Below are 18409 nucleotides of genomic sequence, written 5' to 3'. Positions count from 1 at the left end.
AGACGTAGCCATTGTTTTAGTCTGGGCGAAAACATCGCCGTGATGAGGGCCGGGGGCAGCGGTATGGGCAGGGTGCGGTTCGGGGTCGACGACATGGCGAACCTCAGGTTCGCGATATCCCCGCTGTGGGAAACCGTCGCCAGTCTCCGGGCGACGGCCGATCCCGGGCGCCACGCCATCCATCTTCCCTGGATCAAAAAGGCGTTGGCCCTGCAGAAGAACCCCGCGCTCGCCGGACACGCGGCGGCGCTCGCCGCGCTGGCACCCCGGGACGGCGTGGTGCGCGACTTCCTGACTCCGTCTCCGCGCTGCCCGCTGGCCGAGATCGAGGAGGAACTCGCCGTCCTGGCGACGCTGCCGGCCGAGCGGGTGCGCGCGGGGCTGGAGACGGTCGCCCGGCACACCCGGCTCTCCGTCTTCGAACGGAGGCTGGCCGACGACCCGGAGCGGGTGCTGCCCGAACTGGCCGATGCGGTACTCGCCTGGTGGCAGGCGAGCCTGAAGCCGTACTGGCCGAGGATCCGTTCGGTACTGGAGGCCGACCTCGCGCACCGTACCCGGCAGCTCGGCGAGGACGGCATCCGGGAGGTGTTCGCGCACCTCCATCCGTCACTGCGCTGGTCCGGCGACTGCCTCGTGTCGGCGGACCTGCCCGCCAGGGGACTCGACCTGGACGGCGGCGGCATCACCCTGGCACCGAGCGTGTTCGCGGCCCGCTGCCATCTGCTCGCCGGGCGACCGGGGACCATCCCGTGTGTCGTCTATCCGTCGCGAGCGGTCGCCACCGTGTGGGAACGGCGCGACACGGCCGAGGACGGACTGGCCCGCCTCCTCGGCCGCAGCCGGTCGCGACTGCTCGCCCACACGAGCTCACCCTCCACCACGACCGGACTGGCCCAGCTGACCGGGCTGAGCCTGGGCGCCGTCTCGCAGCACCTCGCCGTGCTGCGCGACGCCGGGCTGGTGACCAGCCACCGCTACCGGCGTGAGGTCCACTACACCGCCAGCGAGCTCGGTGTCGCGCTGCTCGACCGGGCGTGAGGGCCTCGGCGCTCGCCCTCGATGAACGACAGGAGGTCGCCGTTCAGTTCGTCCCCGTGGGTGATGAACAGTCCGGGGCCCGCCGTCGCGAATTCCTCGTAGGTGGCGCCGGGGACGAGCCGGCTCGTGCGCTGCTCGGACAGTTCGATCGACCCCCTACTACCGCCGCCGCGGACAGCCTGATCGCTAGCGGCAGTTCAACCGCGAACACGCCCGACTCCGGGTGCCTGGCGAGCGCGCTCGCGAGCGTGCGACCTGAGGGGTCATTCGTGCCTGGTGACCGGCAGGAGGCAGACAGCGGCGCCGGAGTGCACAAGTGCGCATCGGGGGCGGTTGGCAGGGTTCGGCGGCCGCCGGTGCACGCCCGGTGCACATCGCGTGACGCGCGTGCCGTCACGCGCCTCCGGGGAGCTCCGCGCGCCCTACCGGTGCCCACGGGGCGACGGAAAGGATGATCGCACGCACATGAACCAGGTGATCCGCACCCCTGTCCTCGGCCAGGTGGACATGCGGGCGGAAGGAGCTCACGGTGTTGCTTCTCATTTCCCCGGACGGTGTCGAGGAAGCCCTCGACTGTGCGAAGGCCGCGGAACACCTCGACATCGTCGATGTCAAGAAGCCCGACGAGGGCTCGCTGGGCGCCAACTTCCCTTGGGTCATCCGGGAGATCCGCGACGCGGTGCCGGCGGACAAGCCGGTGTCCGCCACCGTCGGGGACGTGCCGTACAAGCCCGGCACGGTGGCGCAGGCCGCGCTCGGCGCGGTCGTCTCCGGCGCCACGTACATCAAGGTCGGCCTGTACGGCTGCACGACACCCGAGCAGGGCGTCGAGGTCATGCGGGCGGTCGTCCGCGCGGTGAAGGACCACCGCCCCGAAGCGCTCGTCGTCGCCTCGGGCTACGCCGACGCCCACCGCATCGGCTGCGTCAACCCGCTCTCCCTGCCCGACATCGCCGCCCGCGCCGGTGCCGACGCGGCCATGCTGGACACCGCGATCAAGGACGGCACGCGGCTCTTCGACCACGTCCCGCCCGACGCCTGCGCCGAGTTCGTCCGGCGCGCCCACGCGTCAGGTCTGCTCGCCGCCCTCGCGGGCAGCGTCAAGCAGGCGGACCTCGGTCCGCTGACCCGCATCGGCACGGACATCGTGGGCGTACGGGGAGCGGTCTGCTCGGGCGGTGACCGCAATGCCGGGAGGATCCAGCCGCATCTGGTCGCCGCCTTCCGGGCGGAGATGGACCGGCAGGCCCGAGAGCACGCCGTCGGCACCTCGGCCGTGAACTGACCACCGGGATGCCGACACCAGAAGCCGGTCGCGTCCCCGGGCGTCGTGCCACACGCCTCGCCGTCCTCGACCCGGCCACCGGGGAGGCCTTCGACGAGGCCCCCGACCAGCGGCCGGAGGAGTTGGACGAGGTGGTCGCCCGGGCCCAGCGGGCCTGGTACGGCTGGCGCGCCGACACCGCCGCCCGCACCACCGCCCTGCGCGTCGCCGCCGACGCCGTGGAAACAGCCGGCGAGGACCTCGCCAGGCTGCTCACGCGGGAACAGGGCAAGCCCCTGCCCGAGTCGTACGCCGAAATCGCCCGTACTGCGGCCCGGCTGCGTTATTTCGCCGACCTGGCTCCCAGGTCCCGCCGGATCGACGACGGTCGACCCGTGCACAGCGAGGTCCGCTGGCGGCCCGTCGGGCCCGTCGCCGCGATCGTGCCGTGGAACTTCCCGCTCCAGCTCGCGGCGGCGAAGTTCGCGCCCGCGCTCGCGGCCGGCAACACCGTGGTCCTCAAACCGTCCCCTCACACCCCGCTCGCCACTCGGCTCCTCGGCTCTGTCCTCGCGACCGTCCTGCCCGAGGACGTCCTGACCGTCGTCACCGGCCGCGAACCCCTCGGTGCCCGTCTCGCCGCCCACCCCGGCATCCGTCACGTCACCTTCACCGGCTCGGTGCCCACCGGTCGGGCCGTCGCCGAGGCCGCGTCGGGCTCGCTCGCCCGCGTCACCCTGGAACTGGGCGGCAACGACGCCGCCGTCCTCCTGGACGACGTCGACGTGGAACGGATCGCGGACCGGCTGTTCTGGGCCGCGTTCCGCAACTGCGGGCAGGTCTGCATGGCGGTCAAACGCGTCTACGCCCCCGCCCGGCTCCACACCGAGGTCGTCGAAGCCCTGGCCCAGCGCGCGAAGGCGGTCGTGATCGGATCCGGACTCGACCCGGACACCCGGATCGGTCCGGTCAACAACGCTCGCCAGCTGGCCCGGGTCGAAGAGGTCACGCGGCAGGCCCTGGCGGCCGGCGCCCGGGCCGTGGCCGGCGGCCACCGACTCGACGGAGCGGGCTACTTCTTCGCTCCCACGATCCTCACCGACGTCCCGCCCGACAGCCCGGTGGTGACCGAGGAACAGTTCGGACCGGTCCTGCCCGTACTGCCGTACCGGAACCTCGACGAGGCCGTCCACGCGGCCAACGGCACCGGCTTCGGACTGGGCGGCTCCGTCTGGGGCACCGATCTCGACCGGGCCGAGGCAGTGGCCGACCGGCTCGAATGCGGCACGGCGTGGATCAACCACCACGCCGAGCTCTCCCTCGCCCAGCCCTTCGCGGGCGTCAAGGACAGCGGCGTCGGTGTCGCGGGCGGACCGTGGGGCCTCTACGGCAACCTCCGGCCGTTCGTCGTGCACCGCCCGCGGGAGGAGGAAGCTTGACGAGGAGGTTCCAGGCGGCCGTACTGCGCTCGTACGAGGACCCGTTCACGGTAGAGGAAGTGGCCCTGAGCACGGCGCCCGGCCCCGGCGAGATCCTGGTCGAGATCGCGGGAGCCGGGATGTGCCGCACCGACCTCGCAGTACGGCGATCGGCCGGCCGCAGCCCGCTGCCTGCGGTTCTCGGCCACGAGGGCGCCGGGGTCGTGGTGGCGACGGGCGGCGGCCCCGGCATCGCGCTCGGCGTCGGCGACCACGTCGTGCTGAGCTTCGACTCCTGCGGACACTGCCGGAGCTGCCGCGCCGCCGCCCCCGCCTACTGTGACTCCTTCGCCTCCCTCAACCTCTTCGGCGGGCGCGAGGAGGAACCACCGCGCCTCACCGACGCGGCCGGAAAGGCGCTGGCTCCCCGGTGGTTCGGCCAGTCCTCCTTCGCCGCGTACGCGCTCGTCCCGGCCCGCAACGCCGTCCGGGTCGACCCCTCCCTGCCGCTCGAACTGCTCGGGCCGCTCGGCTGCGGCTTCCTCACCGGTGCCGGAGCCGTACTGAACACCTTCGCCGCAGGCCCAGGCGACACCCTCGCGGTCCTCGGCGCGGGGGCGGTGGGCCTGGCCGCCGTGATGGCGGCCACCGCCGCCGGCATGCGGACCGTGGCCGTCGACCGGCATCCCGAGCGGCTGGACCTGGCCGAACGGTTCGGTGCGACCCCGCTGTTCGCCGGATCGCACGGACTGCCCGACCGGATCCGCCGACTGACCGACGGCGGAGCCCAGTACGCCCTGGACACCACGGCCTCGGCCCCGCTCATCAACGACGCGCTCCAGGCACTGCGCCCCACCGGCACCCTCGGGCTCGTGGCACGCCTCCACACCCCGCTACCGCTCGAACCCGGCACGCTCGACCGAGGCCGCGGCATCCGCCACATCTGCGAAGGCGACGCGGTACCCGGACTGCTGATACCCCGGCTGACCGGCCTGTGGCAGGCCGGCCGCTTCCCCTTCGACCAGCTGATCCGCACCTACCCGCTGGCCGACATCAACGAGGCCGAACGCGACTGCGACGCCGGCCGCGTGGTCAAACCCGTCCTGCTGCCGGAAAGAAGAGAACGATGAGCGAAACCTTCACCACCAAGGAGCCCTCCCCCTCCGCCACCGGAGGAGACTCGGCCGCCACGTCGACTCGGCAGGCCGACGCGGAGGGCGTGGACGGAGGGGTGGGGCTGACCGCCCTCCTGGTCGCCGCGGCCCGGGCGATCGAGACCCACCGCCACGACAGCCTGGCCCAGGACGTCCACGCCGAACACTTCGTACGCGCGGCCCCGGCGTGCGTGGACTGGCCGGTACGCATCGGGCAGGTCCCGGAGGGGGACGACAACCCGCTGTGGGGCAGGTTCGCCCGCTACTTCGGGCTGCGGACCCGGGTCCTCGACGACTTCGTCCTCGGGTCGGTCCTCGACGGTGCCCGTCAAGTGGTCCTGCTGGGCGCGGGTCTTGACACGCGTGCCTTCCGGCTGGACCTTCCGTCCGACTGCGTGGTCTTCGAGATCGACAGGGCGGGTGTGCTGGCCTTCAAGCACCAGGTGCTCACGGACCTGTCGGCAGCCCCGAGGGTGAAGCGCGTCCCCGTACCGGTCGACCTGCGTGCGGACTGGGCCACCGCGCTGACCTCCACCGGCTTCGACCCGGCCGCACCGAGCGTCTGGCTGGCCGAGGGGCTGCTCTTCTACCTGCCGGGCCCCGCCGAGACGTACCTCATCGACACGGTGGACCGGCTGACCACCGGGGGCAGCGCCCTGGCCTTCGAGGCCAAGCTGGAGAAGGACCTGCTGGCGTACCGCGGCAGCGCGATCTACACGGCGACGCGGGAACAGATCGGCATCGACCTGCTCGACCTCTTCGACCTGGGACCGCGCCCCGACTCGGCGGCTCACCTGACGGCCAAGGGCTGGTCCACGTCGATGCGCACGCCCTTCGACTTCACCCGCCGGCACGGACGCGGCCCCCTCCCCGAGCCGAACGACGCCCTGGAGGGGAACCGGTGGGTCTTCGCCCACAAGCCCGGACCGTGACGTCCTTCGGGCCGACGGTGTCCCGGTGCGGCCGACGCCGCCCCGGGACGCTCGCGACCGGGCCGTGTCAGACGGCCGGGGCGCCCACCAGCCGGTCGCCGGGAATCCCGGCCAGCTCCGGTGCGTAGTAGTCCTCGATGCCGGCGGCCCACGTGGCCACGGTGATGCGGTCCTCGGCGTCCGGGCCGAAGGCGTCGAAGAGCGCGTGGATGTTCGCCTTCTCGAAGCCGATCGCCGTCATCAGCGACAGGAAGAGCGGACGCTCGATCAGGCCGTCCCCATCCGGGTCGCCGAGTGCGGAGAGAGCCTCCGCGAACGCGGTGATCGTGGGGCCGAAACGCTTGGGGTCGAGCACGAAGGGGCGGAACTCGTCGACGGTGATCACGCCGTCCCCGTTGACGTCCAGTTCGGTGGCCAGCGTCGTCCACCAGCGGCGGAACGCGGTCCGGATGGCCTCCTTGGCGCCGTCTTCCGATGCGACAGCCGCCTCCAGAACGCGTTCCGTCATGAGGTCGAAGTCACCGGAGTCGATGACTCCGTTGCCGTTGGCGTCGAAGAGGGAGAAGACCAGCTCGACCCGCTTGGCGGCCTCAGTGCGCATGTCCGTCACCTGTCTCGTGCGGCCCGTCGGTCCCGGGCCTGGCTCCATGAGTGCTTCTACGTAACGGTGCTGGGGGAGTGCCGTGACGGTGCGGCGGTCGCCGGTACCGGAAGGAGTGAGTTCGCCGACAATCAGTCCGGGCGGCTCGGACCGGCCACCTGCGGCAGACCGCGCGGCAGATCTTCTTGATGGCCTCGTCGGCCGGGGCCAGGCGGACGTCCCACAGCCGCGCCCGTGCGGTCGACGCTGCCCGTGGGGAGGCAGCGGCCATCGGGGCTGAACGCCACCGAATACACCACGTCGGAGTGCCCCGCCAACGAAAGGCGCGCCTTGCCCGTCAGGGCGTCCCACAGCCACGCTGTGCCGTCCCAGCTGGCGGTGGCGAGCGTGCGGCCGTCCCGGCGGAGAGCCACCGACTGCACCGCTCCGGCTTGCCCGCCGGCATTCTGCGGTACTGCCCGGTAACAGCGTCCCAGACTCGCGCGGTCCGGTCCCAAGTCACCATGAAGACGATCAAGATCGAGGGCGACATGGGTGCCCGTGCAGGCGGACGTGGGGAGCCGGAGCGGCCGGTGGCCGTAGGCGCCACCGGTCATCACCGGTCATCACCGGTCATCACCGGTCATCACCGGTCATCACCGGTCGTTGTCCGACGTACCGGTGAGAAGTGGCTGTTCGGTCCAGATGACCTTGCCGTCCGCGGTGTAGCGGGTGCCCCAGCGGTCGGCGAACTGGGCCACCAGGAACAGGCCCCGTCCGCCCTCGTCGGTGGTCGCCGCGCGCCGCAGGTGCGGAGCGGTGCTGCTGCCGTCCGAGACCTCGCAGATCAGGGCGCGATCGCGGATCAGACGTACGCGGACGGGCTCGGCGGCGTAACGGATGGCGTTGGTGACAAGCTCGCTGAGGATCAGCTCGGTGGTGAACGACTCCTCCTCCAGACCCCACTCGGCCATCGTGCGGGCGACGGCGGCTCGAACCTGGCCGACGGCCGACGGATCGGACGCGACGTCCCAGGTGGCTGTACGGGCGCTGCCGAGCGCACGCGTGCGGGCGACCACCAGCGCGATGTCGTCCGAGGGCTGCTCGGGCAGCATTGCGTCCAGAACCGCGCTGCAGGTCTGCTCAGGCGTGCGGCCGGGGTGAGCCAGGGTGCGCCGCAGCAGTTCCAGCCCTTCGTCGATGTCGCGGGTGCGGTCCTCCACGAGACCGTCGGTGTAGAGCACGAGGCCGCTGCCCTCGGGGAGCTGGATCTCGGCGGTCTCGAACGGGAGTCCAGAGAGCCCGAGGGGCGGGCCGCCCGGTACGGCGGCGAACGCCGCGCTGCCGTCGGGGCGCACGATGACGGGCTCGAGGTGGCCGGCGCGGGCCATCGTGCACAGCTGGGTGCCCGGGTCGTAGAGCGCGTACAGGCAGGTGGCGCCCGTGACCGGAGCGCCGCCGCCCCCGCCGCTCTCGTCCTGGTCGATCCGAGTGACCAGTTCGTCGAGGCGCCACAGGAGTTCGTCGGGCGCCAGGTCCAGGGAGGAGAAGTTGTGGACCGCGGTGCGCAGCCGGCCCATGGTGGCGGCGGCGTGCAGGCCGTGGCCGACCACGTCCCCCACGACGAGGGCGACGCGGGCGCCGGGTAGCGGGATGACGTCGAACCAGTCCCCGCCGACACCGCCGCTGCCCGCATGCGCGGGCAGGTAGCGGTGGGCCACGTCGAGCGCGTTCTGCTCCGGCAGGGCGCGGGGGAGCAGGCTGCGCTGCAGGGCGACCGCCAGGGTGTGCTCGCGCGTGAAGCGGCGGGCGTTGTCGATGGTGACCGCCGCTCGGGCGCCCAGTTGCTCGGCGAGTGTCACGTCGTCGTGCTCGAAAGGCTCGGGCTTGCGCGACCGCCAGAACGTGACGACACCCAGGATGACTCCGCGAGCGCGCAACGGAGCCGCGATCATCGAATGGATGCCGGCCTCGACAAGTCTCCGGGCCCGTTCGGGGTCTTGAGCCTGCCACCCGGAGAAGGCGGTCATGTCCGCCTCCAGGACCGTCTCGCCCGAGCCGTAACCGAGGCTCTGCGGGGTGGACGGGACGAAATGGATCAGTTTGCCGGGCGGGTACAGCGGTGTGTCGTCCCGGATACCCCGGAACGCGACACGGCGCATCGCTGCACCCCCCGACGGCTCCTCGCCCCGCAGGACGGGGTCGGCCAGGTCGACGGTGACGAAGTCGGCGAACCGGGGGACGGCGAAGTCCGCCAGCTCCTGGGAGGTCCGCTCTACGTCGAGGCTGGTGCCGATCTCCAATCCGGCGTCGAACAGCAGTTTCAGGCGCTCCTGCGCCACATCGGCCCTGCCGGTGACCGTCTGCAGCTCGGTGGTGTCCCGCAGCGTCGCGACACAGCCGGACGGCCCGCCTCCGGGGTCGGTCGGCCGCTGGTTGACGGCCAGCAGCCGGTCCCCGGCCAGGTGCACCTCGTCGGTGGCCGCGCGCCCGGAAGCCAACAGCCGGGCTATGTCCGGGGCGAGGCCCAGCTCACGGGCGAGCAGGCCCTCCGCGTCCGGGCTCAGACCGAGCAGCCTGCGGGCCTCGTCGTTGGCCAGCTCCAGCCGACCGTCGCCGTCGAGGATCAGAACGCCCTCGCGCACGGCGTGCAGCACCGCGTCGTGATGCTCGTACATGCGGGTCATCTCGGCGGGACCCAGGCCGCGGGTCTGGCGGCGCAGTCGCCTGCCGACCAGAGCGGTACCGAAGGTGGCGACTGCCAGCGCCGCCGCCGCGGCACCGAGCAGCAGGGGCAGCTGATGATCGACGACTCCGCTCACGGCTTCGAGCGTGACCCCGGCGGAAACCAGAGCGATGACGTCGCCCTCGGCGTCGGTCACGGGGACCACGGCGCGGGTGGACGGGCCGAGGGTGCCGGTCACGGTCTCCCTGACGATCCCGCCTGCCGCAGCAGGGCCGATCGTGCCGATGTAGCGCTTTCCGATCTGTGCCGGATCGGGGTGGGTGATGCGGATCCCGTCCGTGGTCATCGCCACGAGAAAGTCGACGCCGGACGCCTTTCGCGCTTCCTCGGCGCGTGGCTGGAGCACTGCGGTCGGGTCGGGACCGGCCAGGGCCTCCTCGAGTCCCGGGGCGTTGGCGAAGGTCTCGGCCACGGCGAGGGACCGGTTGCGCGCTTCCCGCTCGCTGTCCGCCCGGGACTGCAGTACGAGAGCAACCACGGCGGCCACGACGAGGAGCACCACGATCGCCGCCTGTAGGGAGAAGACCTGGCGGGCGACGGTGCGGACGCTCAACGCGGAGCGCAGGCGGCCGAGGAATCCGGCCATAGTCCATGTCTAGCACCGGCCCGAACGGCGGGCGAGCGGGCGGCCCGGGCACGGAACGGACCGACCCAGGGGTACGCACTGCTGATCGGCCTGAACCGCCCGCCAGGCCCACGCCTTCACGGAGCAGATGAGCAGCGAGCTGTCGGCCGCGTACGGTCCGGCCTGATGCAGGAGCCGGCGGCCGCCGGACCGGCCGCCGGCGCGTGCCCCCGAGCCCCCGCCAGTCGGCGGCGGCTCCTGGGTCCACGATCTCCAGGGCCTCGTCGACCCGGCGCTCCGCAGGCCGGTGGCGCGGTCCAGGAGCGCGAGGTGTGTGCGGCTGCGGCGGCCGGAATGTGCGCCGACGGCCTCCAGGCAGCGCCGACCGAGCGACGCGGATGGGGGTAGGTCGAGCAGGATGCCTCTATGGCGACACGGCACGATTCTCCGGGGTCACGGTCTACGGCGACACCGACCGCGAGTTCGACGTCTGCATCAACTACCAGGGGGTGAGCAGCGCCGAACCGGTGAAGACCGGCAGTGGCCCGGACGCCACCCACTGCGACTGCATCCACGCCCCCACTGACATCTCTACGTGGACTGATCCCCAGGCTGAGGGGGCTATGGTCCACCCGCCCTCGTCCGGGGAAAGGCCCAGGTCAGGCCCACACCCGACTGCCTGTAGCCGGCTCGGGCAGCGGGCCCCCGAGATGACCGAAGACCCATGGGGGCGCAGCGATCTGGTCGCGATGGCTGTCGTTGTCCGAGAGGGACGACGGCAGCGTGTTCCCGTGCTCGGCGACGGTGGTGCGGTCGGTTGAGAGGTGGCGTGACGGGTGGGGATCACGGTGACGACCGCGGGAGCGATATCCAGGGCTGCCGCAGCCATCAGGCAGTGCCACGATGAAGGGAAGGAGATTTGTCGCCAGGCGCTTCAGGGAGGCGGCCATGGGCCGCGAGTATCACTTTCATGCCGAGCACGCAGGCTGCTCGGTCACGGTGGGCCTGCGGGTGGGCGGGACGCGGGAGCTGGAGCTCCTCGTGGACGGGAAGCAGGTCGCCGCCGCCCGCGTCCATGGCCACCGGGCCCAGACGGCGGTGATGACCACAATCCTGCCCACCGACCCGCCTCGCGGCATCGAGGTCGAGGTGACGCTCCCGGGCGCTCTCGGCGGCGATCCGGCAAGCTTCCTGCTCGCGTCTGGCGAACGCATGCCCATGCTCGCCCGGGACGTGCCCCGACGGGCGCGGGCGGTGGAGGCCGACTGGTACTCCTGACCGCGTCGGGGCGCCAGGCACGGTCGCGTACTTCTCCGCGAAGTCGCTCAACGCCCGGTCGAAGGAGTTGCCGCCGCCCAGGTAGCCCGCGGGGCAGTGCTCGGCATGGCTCGACCGAGGCATCCGGGCGCGGGCGGCTCTTCCGGAGGTAGCGCGTTCGCGTGGGCTCGTGTCGATCCGCTGGAAGTCCTGCGCTCGCACGGCTCCTTGGCGCGGCGGTGCTTGTGCCCGCTCTCCGCGATCAGCCTGGTGCCCACCACCGGCTTGACGAGCATCGCCGTCGACGAAGCCGACCGGTGGGCCGACGGCTGACCACGGGACGCCCTCGATGATCACCAAGGCCTGGCGGGCGGCCGAGCGAGTGAAGGCGCGCCCCTTGTGTACGCCCGTGGTTCACGCCCCGCTCGGCGGACAGCAGCAGAGCGAACGCGTCGAGCGGAATCGGACCATGATGCCCCTTGGTCCTCACGATGCCATCAAGAACTGAGATCAAGAACCAGGGTGGTTCCCGGACCGGATCTCGCTTGCGCCAAGCGGTACTTGACGGTATGTCACCTCGTCGTCGGTTCCCTGAGCGCGGGAGCCTGCGACGCGCCGGCCGGTGGCGGGCTGAGTCGTTTTGACACGACATAGGCGACCACGACCGTGACGATGACGAGTGGCATGACGGTGAGGCCCTGCGACCCCAGCAGCAGGGTGGCCAACAGCACCGAGGTAAGCGGGAGCCCGAGCATGGTGACCGACATGGCTCCGATCCCCATCGCGAACGCGGGGGTGAGCTCCAGCCCAGGAAGGTGGGACAGCGCGATCCCGCCCGTCGCCCCCAGGAACATCGCCGGGAAGATCGGGCCTCCTCTGAACGCGCTCAGTGAGGCGCAGTACGCCAGCCCTTTGCACGCGACGAGCAGGGTCAACGTACCGACGGAGTAGTCTGCGCTGTTCGCGAGCAGCGGGCCCATGGCGGCCTGCCCCGAGTACAGCACGTCGGTCGCGGCTTTCCCCGTGCCTTCGGCGAAGGCGATGGCGAGCCCCGCGACCGCCAGGCCCATCAGCACGGTGGCGGTCACCCGGTGCCGCTCGACACGGGGCTGCGCCAGGAGGGCGAGCCGCCGGATGCCCGTGCCGACGAGGGCCGCCGCCAGTCCGATGACGAGTGCCCAGCCGAACTCGGCGACATCGGGCGCGTTGGCGTGCGGGACCTCCGGAAGCGCCAGCGAGTACGTGCCGAGACCGGTCCAGCTGTCCAGGCCGGTGAAGACGAGCGAGCCGATGCCGGCGGCGAGCAGGCCGGGTACGAGCACGACCCCGAGCATCGGCCCGCCGATTCCCGAAGCCTCCATGAGCAGGAACGCCCCCGTGATGGGTGACCCGAGCAGGGTGCTCACCGCGGCGAAGCTTCCGGCGGCTCCGACGACGGCCCCGGCCCGCTCCGGCAGGTCCGGCTTGAGCAGGCGTACGAGCCAGATGGCTGTGCCGCTGCCGAGGGCGATGAGCGGTGCCTCGGGACCGAGGACGGCACCGAGGGCCAGCGTGGCCACGGCGGCGACGAAGATGCCGGGAAGCTCGCGCGGCTTCGGCGCGCCCGTCGTCGACAGCCCCTCGGCGGGCTTGTGGCCACCGATTCCCGGAAGGTATCGGATGGTCGCTCCGACCAGCAGGCCTGCGACGGCGAGCAGCGGCAGGGGCCACCAGGGAGGGGTTTCCTGGAAGCCCAGCGCCTTGGGCAGATCGGTGTAGGTCCACGGCTGGAGCTCGTTGACCAGGGCGAGGAAGCCGTACGCGGCTGCTGAGATCGGCACTCCGAGCGCCGCCGCCATGACCAGGATCCCGACGTAACCGCGGGTCCTGACCATGGCGAAGGGATCTGGCGTCAGCTCGCCCGGTGCTCCGACAGGTCTGTCGGCCGACATGCGCATCAGCTCCTTGGCTCGACATTCATCGGGATCGCGGCGGTCCACTGGCGTTTTACTGACGTGGTACCACGCGGCGGCCGCTGTACCGGGCGGGCTCACCGCCTTTGTGCGGTGGTGGAGTGATGGTCATTCAGGCGGACCAAGGTCCTCGTCGGGTGGCTCACCCGATCGGGCCTGCACCGTCGGCGAGCCGGTCCCGTCCCGGGGGGGCGGGGCGTGCGGCCGGTCGAGTCCCACGCGGACAGCGCCCAGGACGGTGTGTGCGGCGCCGCCACACGTCGTTCCGCCTGCTCGACGGCTCCCTGCGCTACGCCGCCTTGTGGGGCGCCATCCATCCGGGCAGTCGGCATGAGGGCCGACGAGGGTCGTCGGCCAGGGCCGCGACCGGCACGGCTTCCACGCCCATTTCGCCGACGATATGAGATGCGCACGTCGGTGCGGTGGCGCTGGTACCCCATGCGGACTGTGGTCGCTTGAACAAGGAGCTGACCGGCTTCTGGCCGGAAGCGAGGGGCGGGTAGCTGATCAGACGAGCCGTTTGAGGACGGCTTCGACGGCGTCGACGAGGGTGTCGCCCTCGGTTCCGGGGCGCCTGATCAGCCCGAGTTCGACGTCGGGGAGCGCGGGAAGGCCGTGTACGGCGGTGCCCGGTTCGACGGTGGCCGGAAGGAGGGCGGCCGCGCCGAGGCCGGCGCGGACGGCCGCCCGGACGCCGGGCACGTTGGTGCTCTCGAATGCGGTGCGCCAGCCGCGTCCGGCGGCTTCGAGGGAGTCGAGGAGCGGTTGGCGCCAGCGGCAGGGCTGGGAGAAGAGGACCAGGGGGAGGGGGTCGAGGGTGGTGTCCAGGCTGGGGGCGGCGGCCCAGGTCATAGGGAGGCGCACCGTCCACCGGGGTGGCTCGGGGAGATAGGACGGGTCGCACAGCGCCAGGTGTATGCGTCCTTGGCCGTATGCCTCGCGGAGTACGGGGCCGGGGCCGCTGATCAGCTCCAGGGTGGCCCGGGGGTTCATGCGGGTGAAGTCGGCCAGGGCCTGAGGGAGCGGCGCGGTGGTGAGGTCTTCGAGCAGGCCCACGCCGCAGTGCCCCTGGATGGCCGGGCCGGTGGCGCCGAGTGCCTGGGTGGACAGGGCCAGGATGCGTTCGGCGTACGGTAGCAGCGCTTCGCCGGCCTTGGTGAGGGTGACGCCGGTGGCGGCGCGGTGCAGGAGTGGCTGCCCGACGGTGCGTTCCAGCCTGCGCAGTTGCTGGCTGAGTGCGGGCTGGCTGTGCCCGAGCGCGGTGGCGGCGCGGCTGATGCTGCCGGAGCGGGTGCAGGAGACGAAGACCCGCAGCTGTGCCATGTCCAGATCCGATCCCATAACCAGACGTTATGTGGGATCTCCGGGATTGGCCAGTTCCTTATGGCCTGGTGGGCTCGTAGCCTCAGCCGCATGTTCTACCACCACGTCGATGTCTTCACCGGCCTGCCCTACAGCGGCAACAGCCTGGCTGTCTTCCCCGACGCCGCCGACCTCAGCGGCCCCCAGATGCAACGGATCACGCAGGAGCTGCGCCACTTCGAGTCGATCTTCCTGACCCCGGACAAGACGTCGGGGGACTCGGGCCGGCAGGCGCGGGTCTTCGACCTCATCGAGGAACTGGACTTCGCCGGGCATCCCGTCATCGGGGCTGGGTGTGTGCTGCACGCCCTGCACGGTGCCGGCGAGGAGGAGACGTGGACGCTGCGCTTGAAGGCCCGCACCGTGGAGGTGACCACGAGGCGGCTCGGAACCGGACGGTACGCCAGCGTGTTGGATCAGGGCCGGGCCGCCTTCCTCGGCCGCCCCGAGCCCTCGGCCGCGAAGGACCTGGCGTCCTTGTTCGGCCTCGACGCCAAGGACCTCGATCCGGACCTGTCCCCGGAGGTCGTCTCCACAGGGCTGCGCTACCTGGTGCTCCCGGTCCGCGAAGGCGCCCTTGACCGTGCCCGCATCGCCTTGGACATCAGCACACGACTGGCGGACCTCGGCGCCCAGTTCGCCTACGTCCTCGATGCGACCGCTCTGGAGGCGCGGCACTGGAGCAACGACGGGCTGACCGAGGACGTGGCTACCGGCAGCGGAGCCGGCTGCGCCGCGGCCTACCTGCGCCGTCACGGCTGCATCGGCGACGGCGAAGCCGTGACCCTGCGCCAGGGCCGGTTCACCGGACGCCCCAGCGAGATGACCATCAGTGCCCACGGCCACGGGGAGGACATCCACTCCGTGCGGGTCGGCGGCGAGGTCGCCTTCGTCGGCGAGGGACGGCTGGAGGTGCTTCCTCAGTGAGCGCCGCGACCCGGCAGACGGTGCAGGCGATACCGGCATACGTCGGGCCGGACACGATCCGCGCGCTCGTGGGGTACGAGGACGTCGTCGAGGAAGTGGCGGCGGCCTTCGCCGCCTTCAGCCGCGGACTGGGGGACTCGCCTGTGGCGGTGTTCGCGCCGGCGGGCCGGGATGGCGACGTGCACGTGAAGTCGGCCTGGCTGCCGGGCCGTTCCGTCTTCACGGTGAAGGTGGCCACCTGGTTCGCGGAGCGTGCCCGGCGTGGCGGCCCGCCGGGAGCCGGTGCCGTCGCCGTGTTCGACGCCCGGACCGGGGACCTGCGGGCCGTGCTGGAGGACGAGCACCACCTGTCCGACATCCGCACCGCGGCCGCCGGCGCGCTCGCCGCGCGCACGCTGGCCCGGCCGGACTCCGCCGTAGTCGGCGTGCTGGGTACCGGAGTTCAGGCGTATCTGCAGATCCTGGCGGCTGCCGACGAACTGCCGATCCGGGAGGTGAGGGTCTGGGGCCGCCGCGACGAACGCGTGCGCCGCCTGGCCGCCGCGCTGGTCACACGCCGCCCCGACCTGCGGGTGACCCCGGTGGGCGCCGCCCGGCAGGCGTGCGAGGGCGCCGACGTGCTGGTGACGGCCACCGCTAGCACCGAACCGCTGGTCGACGCCGAGTGGCTGGCTCCCGGCCTGCACATCACCGCCGTAGGAGCCGACGACCCGACCAAGGCCGAACTGTCTCCGTCCTGCCTGTACCGCGCCGACCGGATCGTGGTCGACAGCCGCGCCCTCACCGCCGTCCACGGAGACCTCGCGCGGGCCCAAGCGGCCTTCCCGGAACCCACGGAACTCGGCGAGGTGCTTGCGGGGTCGGCACCGGGCCGCGAACGGGCCGACGAGATCACCGTCTGCAAGCTCATCGGCCTGGGCGTGCAGGACCTCGCGGCGGCCCAGGTCACCCTGGACCTCCTCCGAGGCAAGGGCCCGCAGCGCAGTCGGCCACCGGCCAGTGCGACGGACCTGTCCTTGTCCAATGCGCCACGGCAGGGAGGGCCCGCGCCTGCGCCACCTCGCGGGGTGTCATCCGCCGGATGGGGTACTTCGGCAGCGTCGCCGAACGCTGCGCACACCATTTGTTTCAGCGACTCGGTAGCTTCTCGACCAGGTGCCCTCGCACAAGGGTGCCCATCGGCGCCCCTGTGAGGGCCTGTCGACGATGGCCCGAGGCGAGGAGAGCGGCGTGTCCCGACCTGTCACTGTGGGGGTGGACGGCTCTGAGGGAAGCGTGGCGGCGGTGGACTGGGCCGCCGACGAGGCGGCGCTGCGCGGCGACGGCCTGCGACTGGTGTATGCCACACGGTGGGCGGAGCATCAGCTGGGGGCGATGAAGGTGTCGCACGAAGACCGCGCCGGCGCGGCGGAAGGTGTGCTGGCCGAGACCGAGCGGCGTGTCGGGTCCCGGCAGCCGGGCCTTGCCATGACCGCTGACGAGGTCGAAGACGCGCCCGCCAGCGTGCTGCTCGCCGCAGCTGCCGCGGCGGATCTGCTCGTCGTGGGCTCTCATGGGCTGGGGAGCGTCCGCGGGTTCATCGTCGGTTCGGTAGGACAGGAGGTCATCGCGGCAGCAGAGCGTCCCGTGGTGCTCGTTCGCCCCGGATACGAGAAGGACAGCTCCGGTGGATCCGAGGGGAACAGCCGCCGGAAGGTGGTCCTCGGTCTGGATGTGAACGAAGCCGAGGACGAACTCCTGCACTTCGCGTTCGATTTCGCCGGGCGGCATCGCGTCCCGCTGGAAATCGTGCACACGTGGCATGAATCCTTCGTTCACCACTCCAGCGCAGCCGCGAAGGACGAGAAGGCGGCAGCGCTCGCCGGCGCGGTTCGACCGTTCCGGGACAGGTTTCCGGCGACGGAGGTGGCGGAGGTGTCCGCCCCGGGGCGGGCGGCCGAGCATCTCATCGAGGCCGCGTCGGACGCGCGCCTCGTGATCGTCGGCCGGCGCAGGGCAGCCAGGGGCGCTCACATCGGATCGGTCACCCACGCCGTCATCCACCACGCCTCCTGTCCTGTCGCAGTCGTACCGCACACCTGACAGGTGAGGACACCGGACATCCAAGGAGTCCACGTTGCACTGTCCGCGGGGCACCGGAGCCGGCACAGGCGCGTGTCGTGAAACCGCCTGAGCACCGCGCCGAAGGCGCGGGACCGTTCACCACCCGGCTCACCTGGCACCGCGCGGAAGGGCAGACGGTGGTATGGGAGTCGCGGCTCGCGCGCAAGCGCGGGGCGCTGTCCGTCCGCGGCCCCGGGGGCACGGACGCGATGTCCCCGACTGCCGACGCCGAGGCCCTCGGTCGCCTCCGGAGGCTCAATTCCGTCGCATCGGGTGCGTTCTTCCTCGGCGGAATGCTCTTCGCTCTCGGCGCCGGGGTCGCCCAGTTCGGCTCGGGCGACCCGGTCGAGAGCGCCTCGATCTACTTCGCGGGCGGGCTGTGCTTCAACATCGGCGGCTACACCTCGCTCTTGCAGGTGCTGAACGCGCCTCGCCACAACCCGGCGGGCGGCCCACTGGCGACGACCGGCTGGCGGTGGTGGGGGTACGAGCCGATGCGTCTGGACTGGCTCAGCACGTTCGTGCTGTTCGCCGGGACGCTGGTGTTCGGAGTCAACCTGCTGGATTCCTTCCTGCAAGGGCTCACCGTCCAGCAGACCAACCGGCTGATCTGGACCCCCGACGTGGTCGGGTGCGTGCTGTTCCTGGTGTCGGGTCATCTCGCGTTCGCCGAGATCTGCCATCGCTCCCGGCCCTGCATCCGCTCGCGCAGCCTCGGCTGGTGGGTGGTCGCAGTGAATCAGTTCGGGTCGGTGCTCTTCATGGTCTCTGCGTTGGCCGCCTTCACCCGGCCCAGCACCCAGAGCCTGGTCAACACCGACATCGCCAACTGGGGGACGTTGTGCGGCGCGCTGTGCTTCGCGCTCGGTGGCGTACTGCAGGCATTCGAACGTCCCTAGAACGCGTCATCCCGGCCCGCCCGGGATTGTGGTGAGCGGCAGGCGCCTGGCGGCGACGCCGAGATGCGTGAGCTGGTCTGGACGCGGGCCGCGCCGATGACATCACCTTCATGCATGCCCCAGTGGAGGGGACCGGAGGGGGAGCCCCAGATGGGGCCGTACCTCGCCCGGCCCCGCCCTGGCCTGTATGGCGCACCGAGCTCTTCCTG

Annotated in this window: 15 protein-coding genes; 10 read left to right on the top strand and 5 right to left on the bottom strand. The window is 71.7% G+C overall.

Annotation, left to right across the window (positions count from 1 at the left end):
* The first annotated feature begins 93 nt into the window (after positions 1-93).
* The 5 genes from OG259_RS02155 to OG259_RS02135 all read left to right on the top strand — a co-directional run bounded on the left by OG259_RS02155 (position 94) and on the right by OG259_RS02135 (position 5809).
* Positions 94-1041: an ArsR/SmtB family transcription factor gene (locus OG259_RS02155; protein ID WP_328940598.1), complete on the top strand. Its 948-nt coding sequence runs from the start codon at positions 94-96 to the stop codon at positions 1039-1041.
* 529 nt (positions 1042-1570) lie between these two features.
* Positions 1571-2326: a (5-formylfuran-3-yl)methyl phosphate synthase gene (locus tag OG259_RS02150; RefSeq protein ID WP_328940597.1), complete on the top strand. Its 756-nt coding sequence runs from the start codon at positions 1571-1573 to the stop codon at positions 2324-2326.
* An 8-nt stretch (positions 2327-2334) separates the two neighbouring features.
* Positions 2335-3744, top strand: coding sequence for an aldehyde dehydrogenase family protein (locus OG259_RS02145; protein WP_328940596.1), 1410 nt, complete (start codon positions 2335-2337; stop codon positions 3742-3744).
* Positions 3741-4853 (top strand): NAD(P)-dependent alcohol dehydrogenase, encoded by a 1113-nt coding sequence (locus tag OG259_RS02140; RefSeq protein WP_328940595.1) that lies wholly within the window; start codon positions 3741-3743, stop codon positions 4851-4853. Before OG259_RS02145 ends, OG259_RS02140 begins: the two co-directional genes overlap by 4 nt.
* Positions 4850-5809 (top strand): class I SAM-dependent methyltransferase, encoded by a 960-nt coding sequence (locus OG259_RS02135; protein WP_328940594.1) that lies wholly within the window; start codon positions 4850-4852, stop codon positions 5807-5809. The genes OG259_RS02140 and OG259_RS02135 overlap by 4 nt, the downstream gene beginning before the upstream one ends.
* 67 nt (positions 5810-5876) lie before the next feature.
* Here the strand turns inward: OG259_RS02135 and OG259_RS02130 are convergent, their stop codons facing one another.
* The 3 genes from OG259_RS02130 to OG259_RS02120 form a co-directional block, all read right to left on the bottom strand.
* Positions 5877-6410, bottom strand: a complete 534-nt coding sequence (locus OG259_RS02130) for an EF-hand domain-containing protein (protein WP_328940593.1) — start codon at positions 6408-6410, stop codon at positions 5877-5879.
* Positions 6411-6541: 131 nt separating this feature from the next.
* Positions 6542-7006, bottom strand: a complete 465-nt coding sequence (locus OG259_RS02125; protein ID WP_328940592.1) for a WD40 repeat domain-containing protein — start codon at positions 7004-7006, stop codon at positions 6542-6544.
* A gap of 39 nt (positions 7007-7045) precedes the next feature.
* On the bottom strand, positions 7046-9721 hold the full coding sequence (locus tag OG259_RS02120) for a SpoIIE family protein phosphatase (protein WP_328940591.1): 2676 nt from the start codon (positions 9719-9721) through the stop codon (positions 7046-7048).
* A gap of 927 nt (positions 9722-10648) precedes the next feature.
* Between OG259_RS02120 and OG259_RS02115 the strand changes: the two genes are divergently transcribed.
* Positions 10649-10978, top strand: a complete 330-nt coding sequence (locus tag OG259_RS02115; RefSeq protein ID WP_328940590.1) for a hypothetical protein — start codon at positions 10649-10651, stop codon at positions 10976-10978.
* A 551-nt stretch (positions 10979-11529) separates the two neighbouring features.
* Here the strand turns inward: OG259_RS02115 and OG259_RS02110 are convergent.
* The gene (locus OG259_RS02110; RefSeq protein WP_328940589.1) at positions 11530-12888 is read right to left on the bottom strand and encodes a chloride channel protein; all 1359 of its coding nucleotides are present in this window, start codon (positions 12886-12888) and stop codon (positions 11530-11532) included.
* Between the two features lie 528 nt (positions 12889-13416).
* Entirely contained in the window at positions 13417-14250 is an 834-nt protein-coding gene (locus tag OG259_RS02105; protein WP_328940588.1) for a LysR family transcriptional regulator, read from the bottom strand.
* A gap of 72 nt (positions 14251-14322) precedes the next feature.
* On the opposite strand from OG259_RS02105, the gene OG259_RS02100 reads away from it, so the two are divergent.
* The 4 genes from OG259_RS02100 to OG259_RS02085 all read left to right on the top strand — a co-directional run bounded on the left by OG259_RS02100 (position 14323) and on the right by OG259_RS02085 (position 18200).
* A complete protein-coding gene (locus OG259_RS02100) occupies positions 14323-15198 on the top strand; it encodes a PhzF family phenazine biosynthesis protein (protein ID WP_328940587.1) in 876 nt (291 codons plus the stop codon).
* Positions 15195-16391: an ornithine cyclodeaminase family protein gene (locus OG259_RS02095; protein ID WP_328940586.1), complete on the top strand. Its 1197-nt coding sequence runs from the start codon at positions 15195-15197 to the stop codon at positions 16389-16391. The genes OG259_RS02100 and OG259_RS02095 overlap by 4 nt, the downstream gene beginning before the upstream one ends.
* Before the next feature lie 37 nt (positions 16392-16428).
* On the top strand, positions 16429-17280 hold the full coding sequence (locus OG259_RS02090; RefSeq protein WP_328940585.1) for a universal stress protein: 852 nt from the start codon (positions 16429-16431) through the stop codon (positions 17278-17280).
* A 77-nt stretch (positions 17281-17357) separates the two neighbouring features.
* Positions 17358-18200, top strand: a complete 843-nt coding sequence (locus tag OG259_RS02085; RefSeq protein WP_328940584.1) for a hypothetical protein — start codon at positions 17358-17360, stop codon at positions 18198-18200.
* Positions 18201-18409 lie beyond the last annotated feature (209 nt).

It is taken from the genome of Streptomyces sp. NBC_00250, assembly GCF_036192275.1.
Lineage (GTDB): Bacteria > Actinomycetota > Actinomycetes > Streptomycetales > Streptomycetaceae > Streptomyces.
This window is presented reverse-complemented; position numbering and strand designations above follow the sequence as displayed.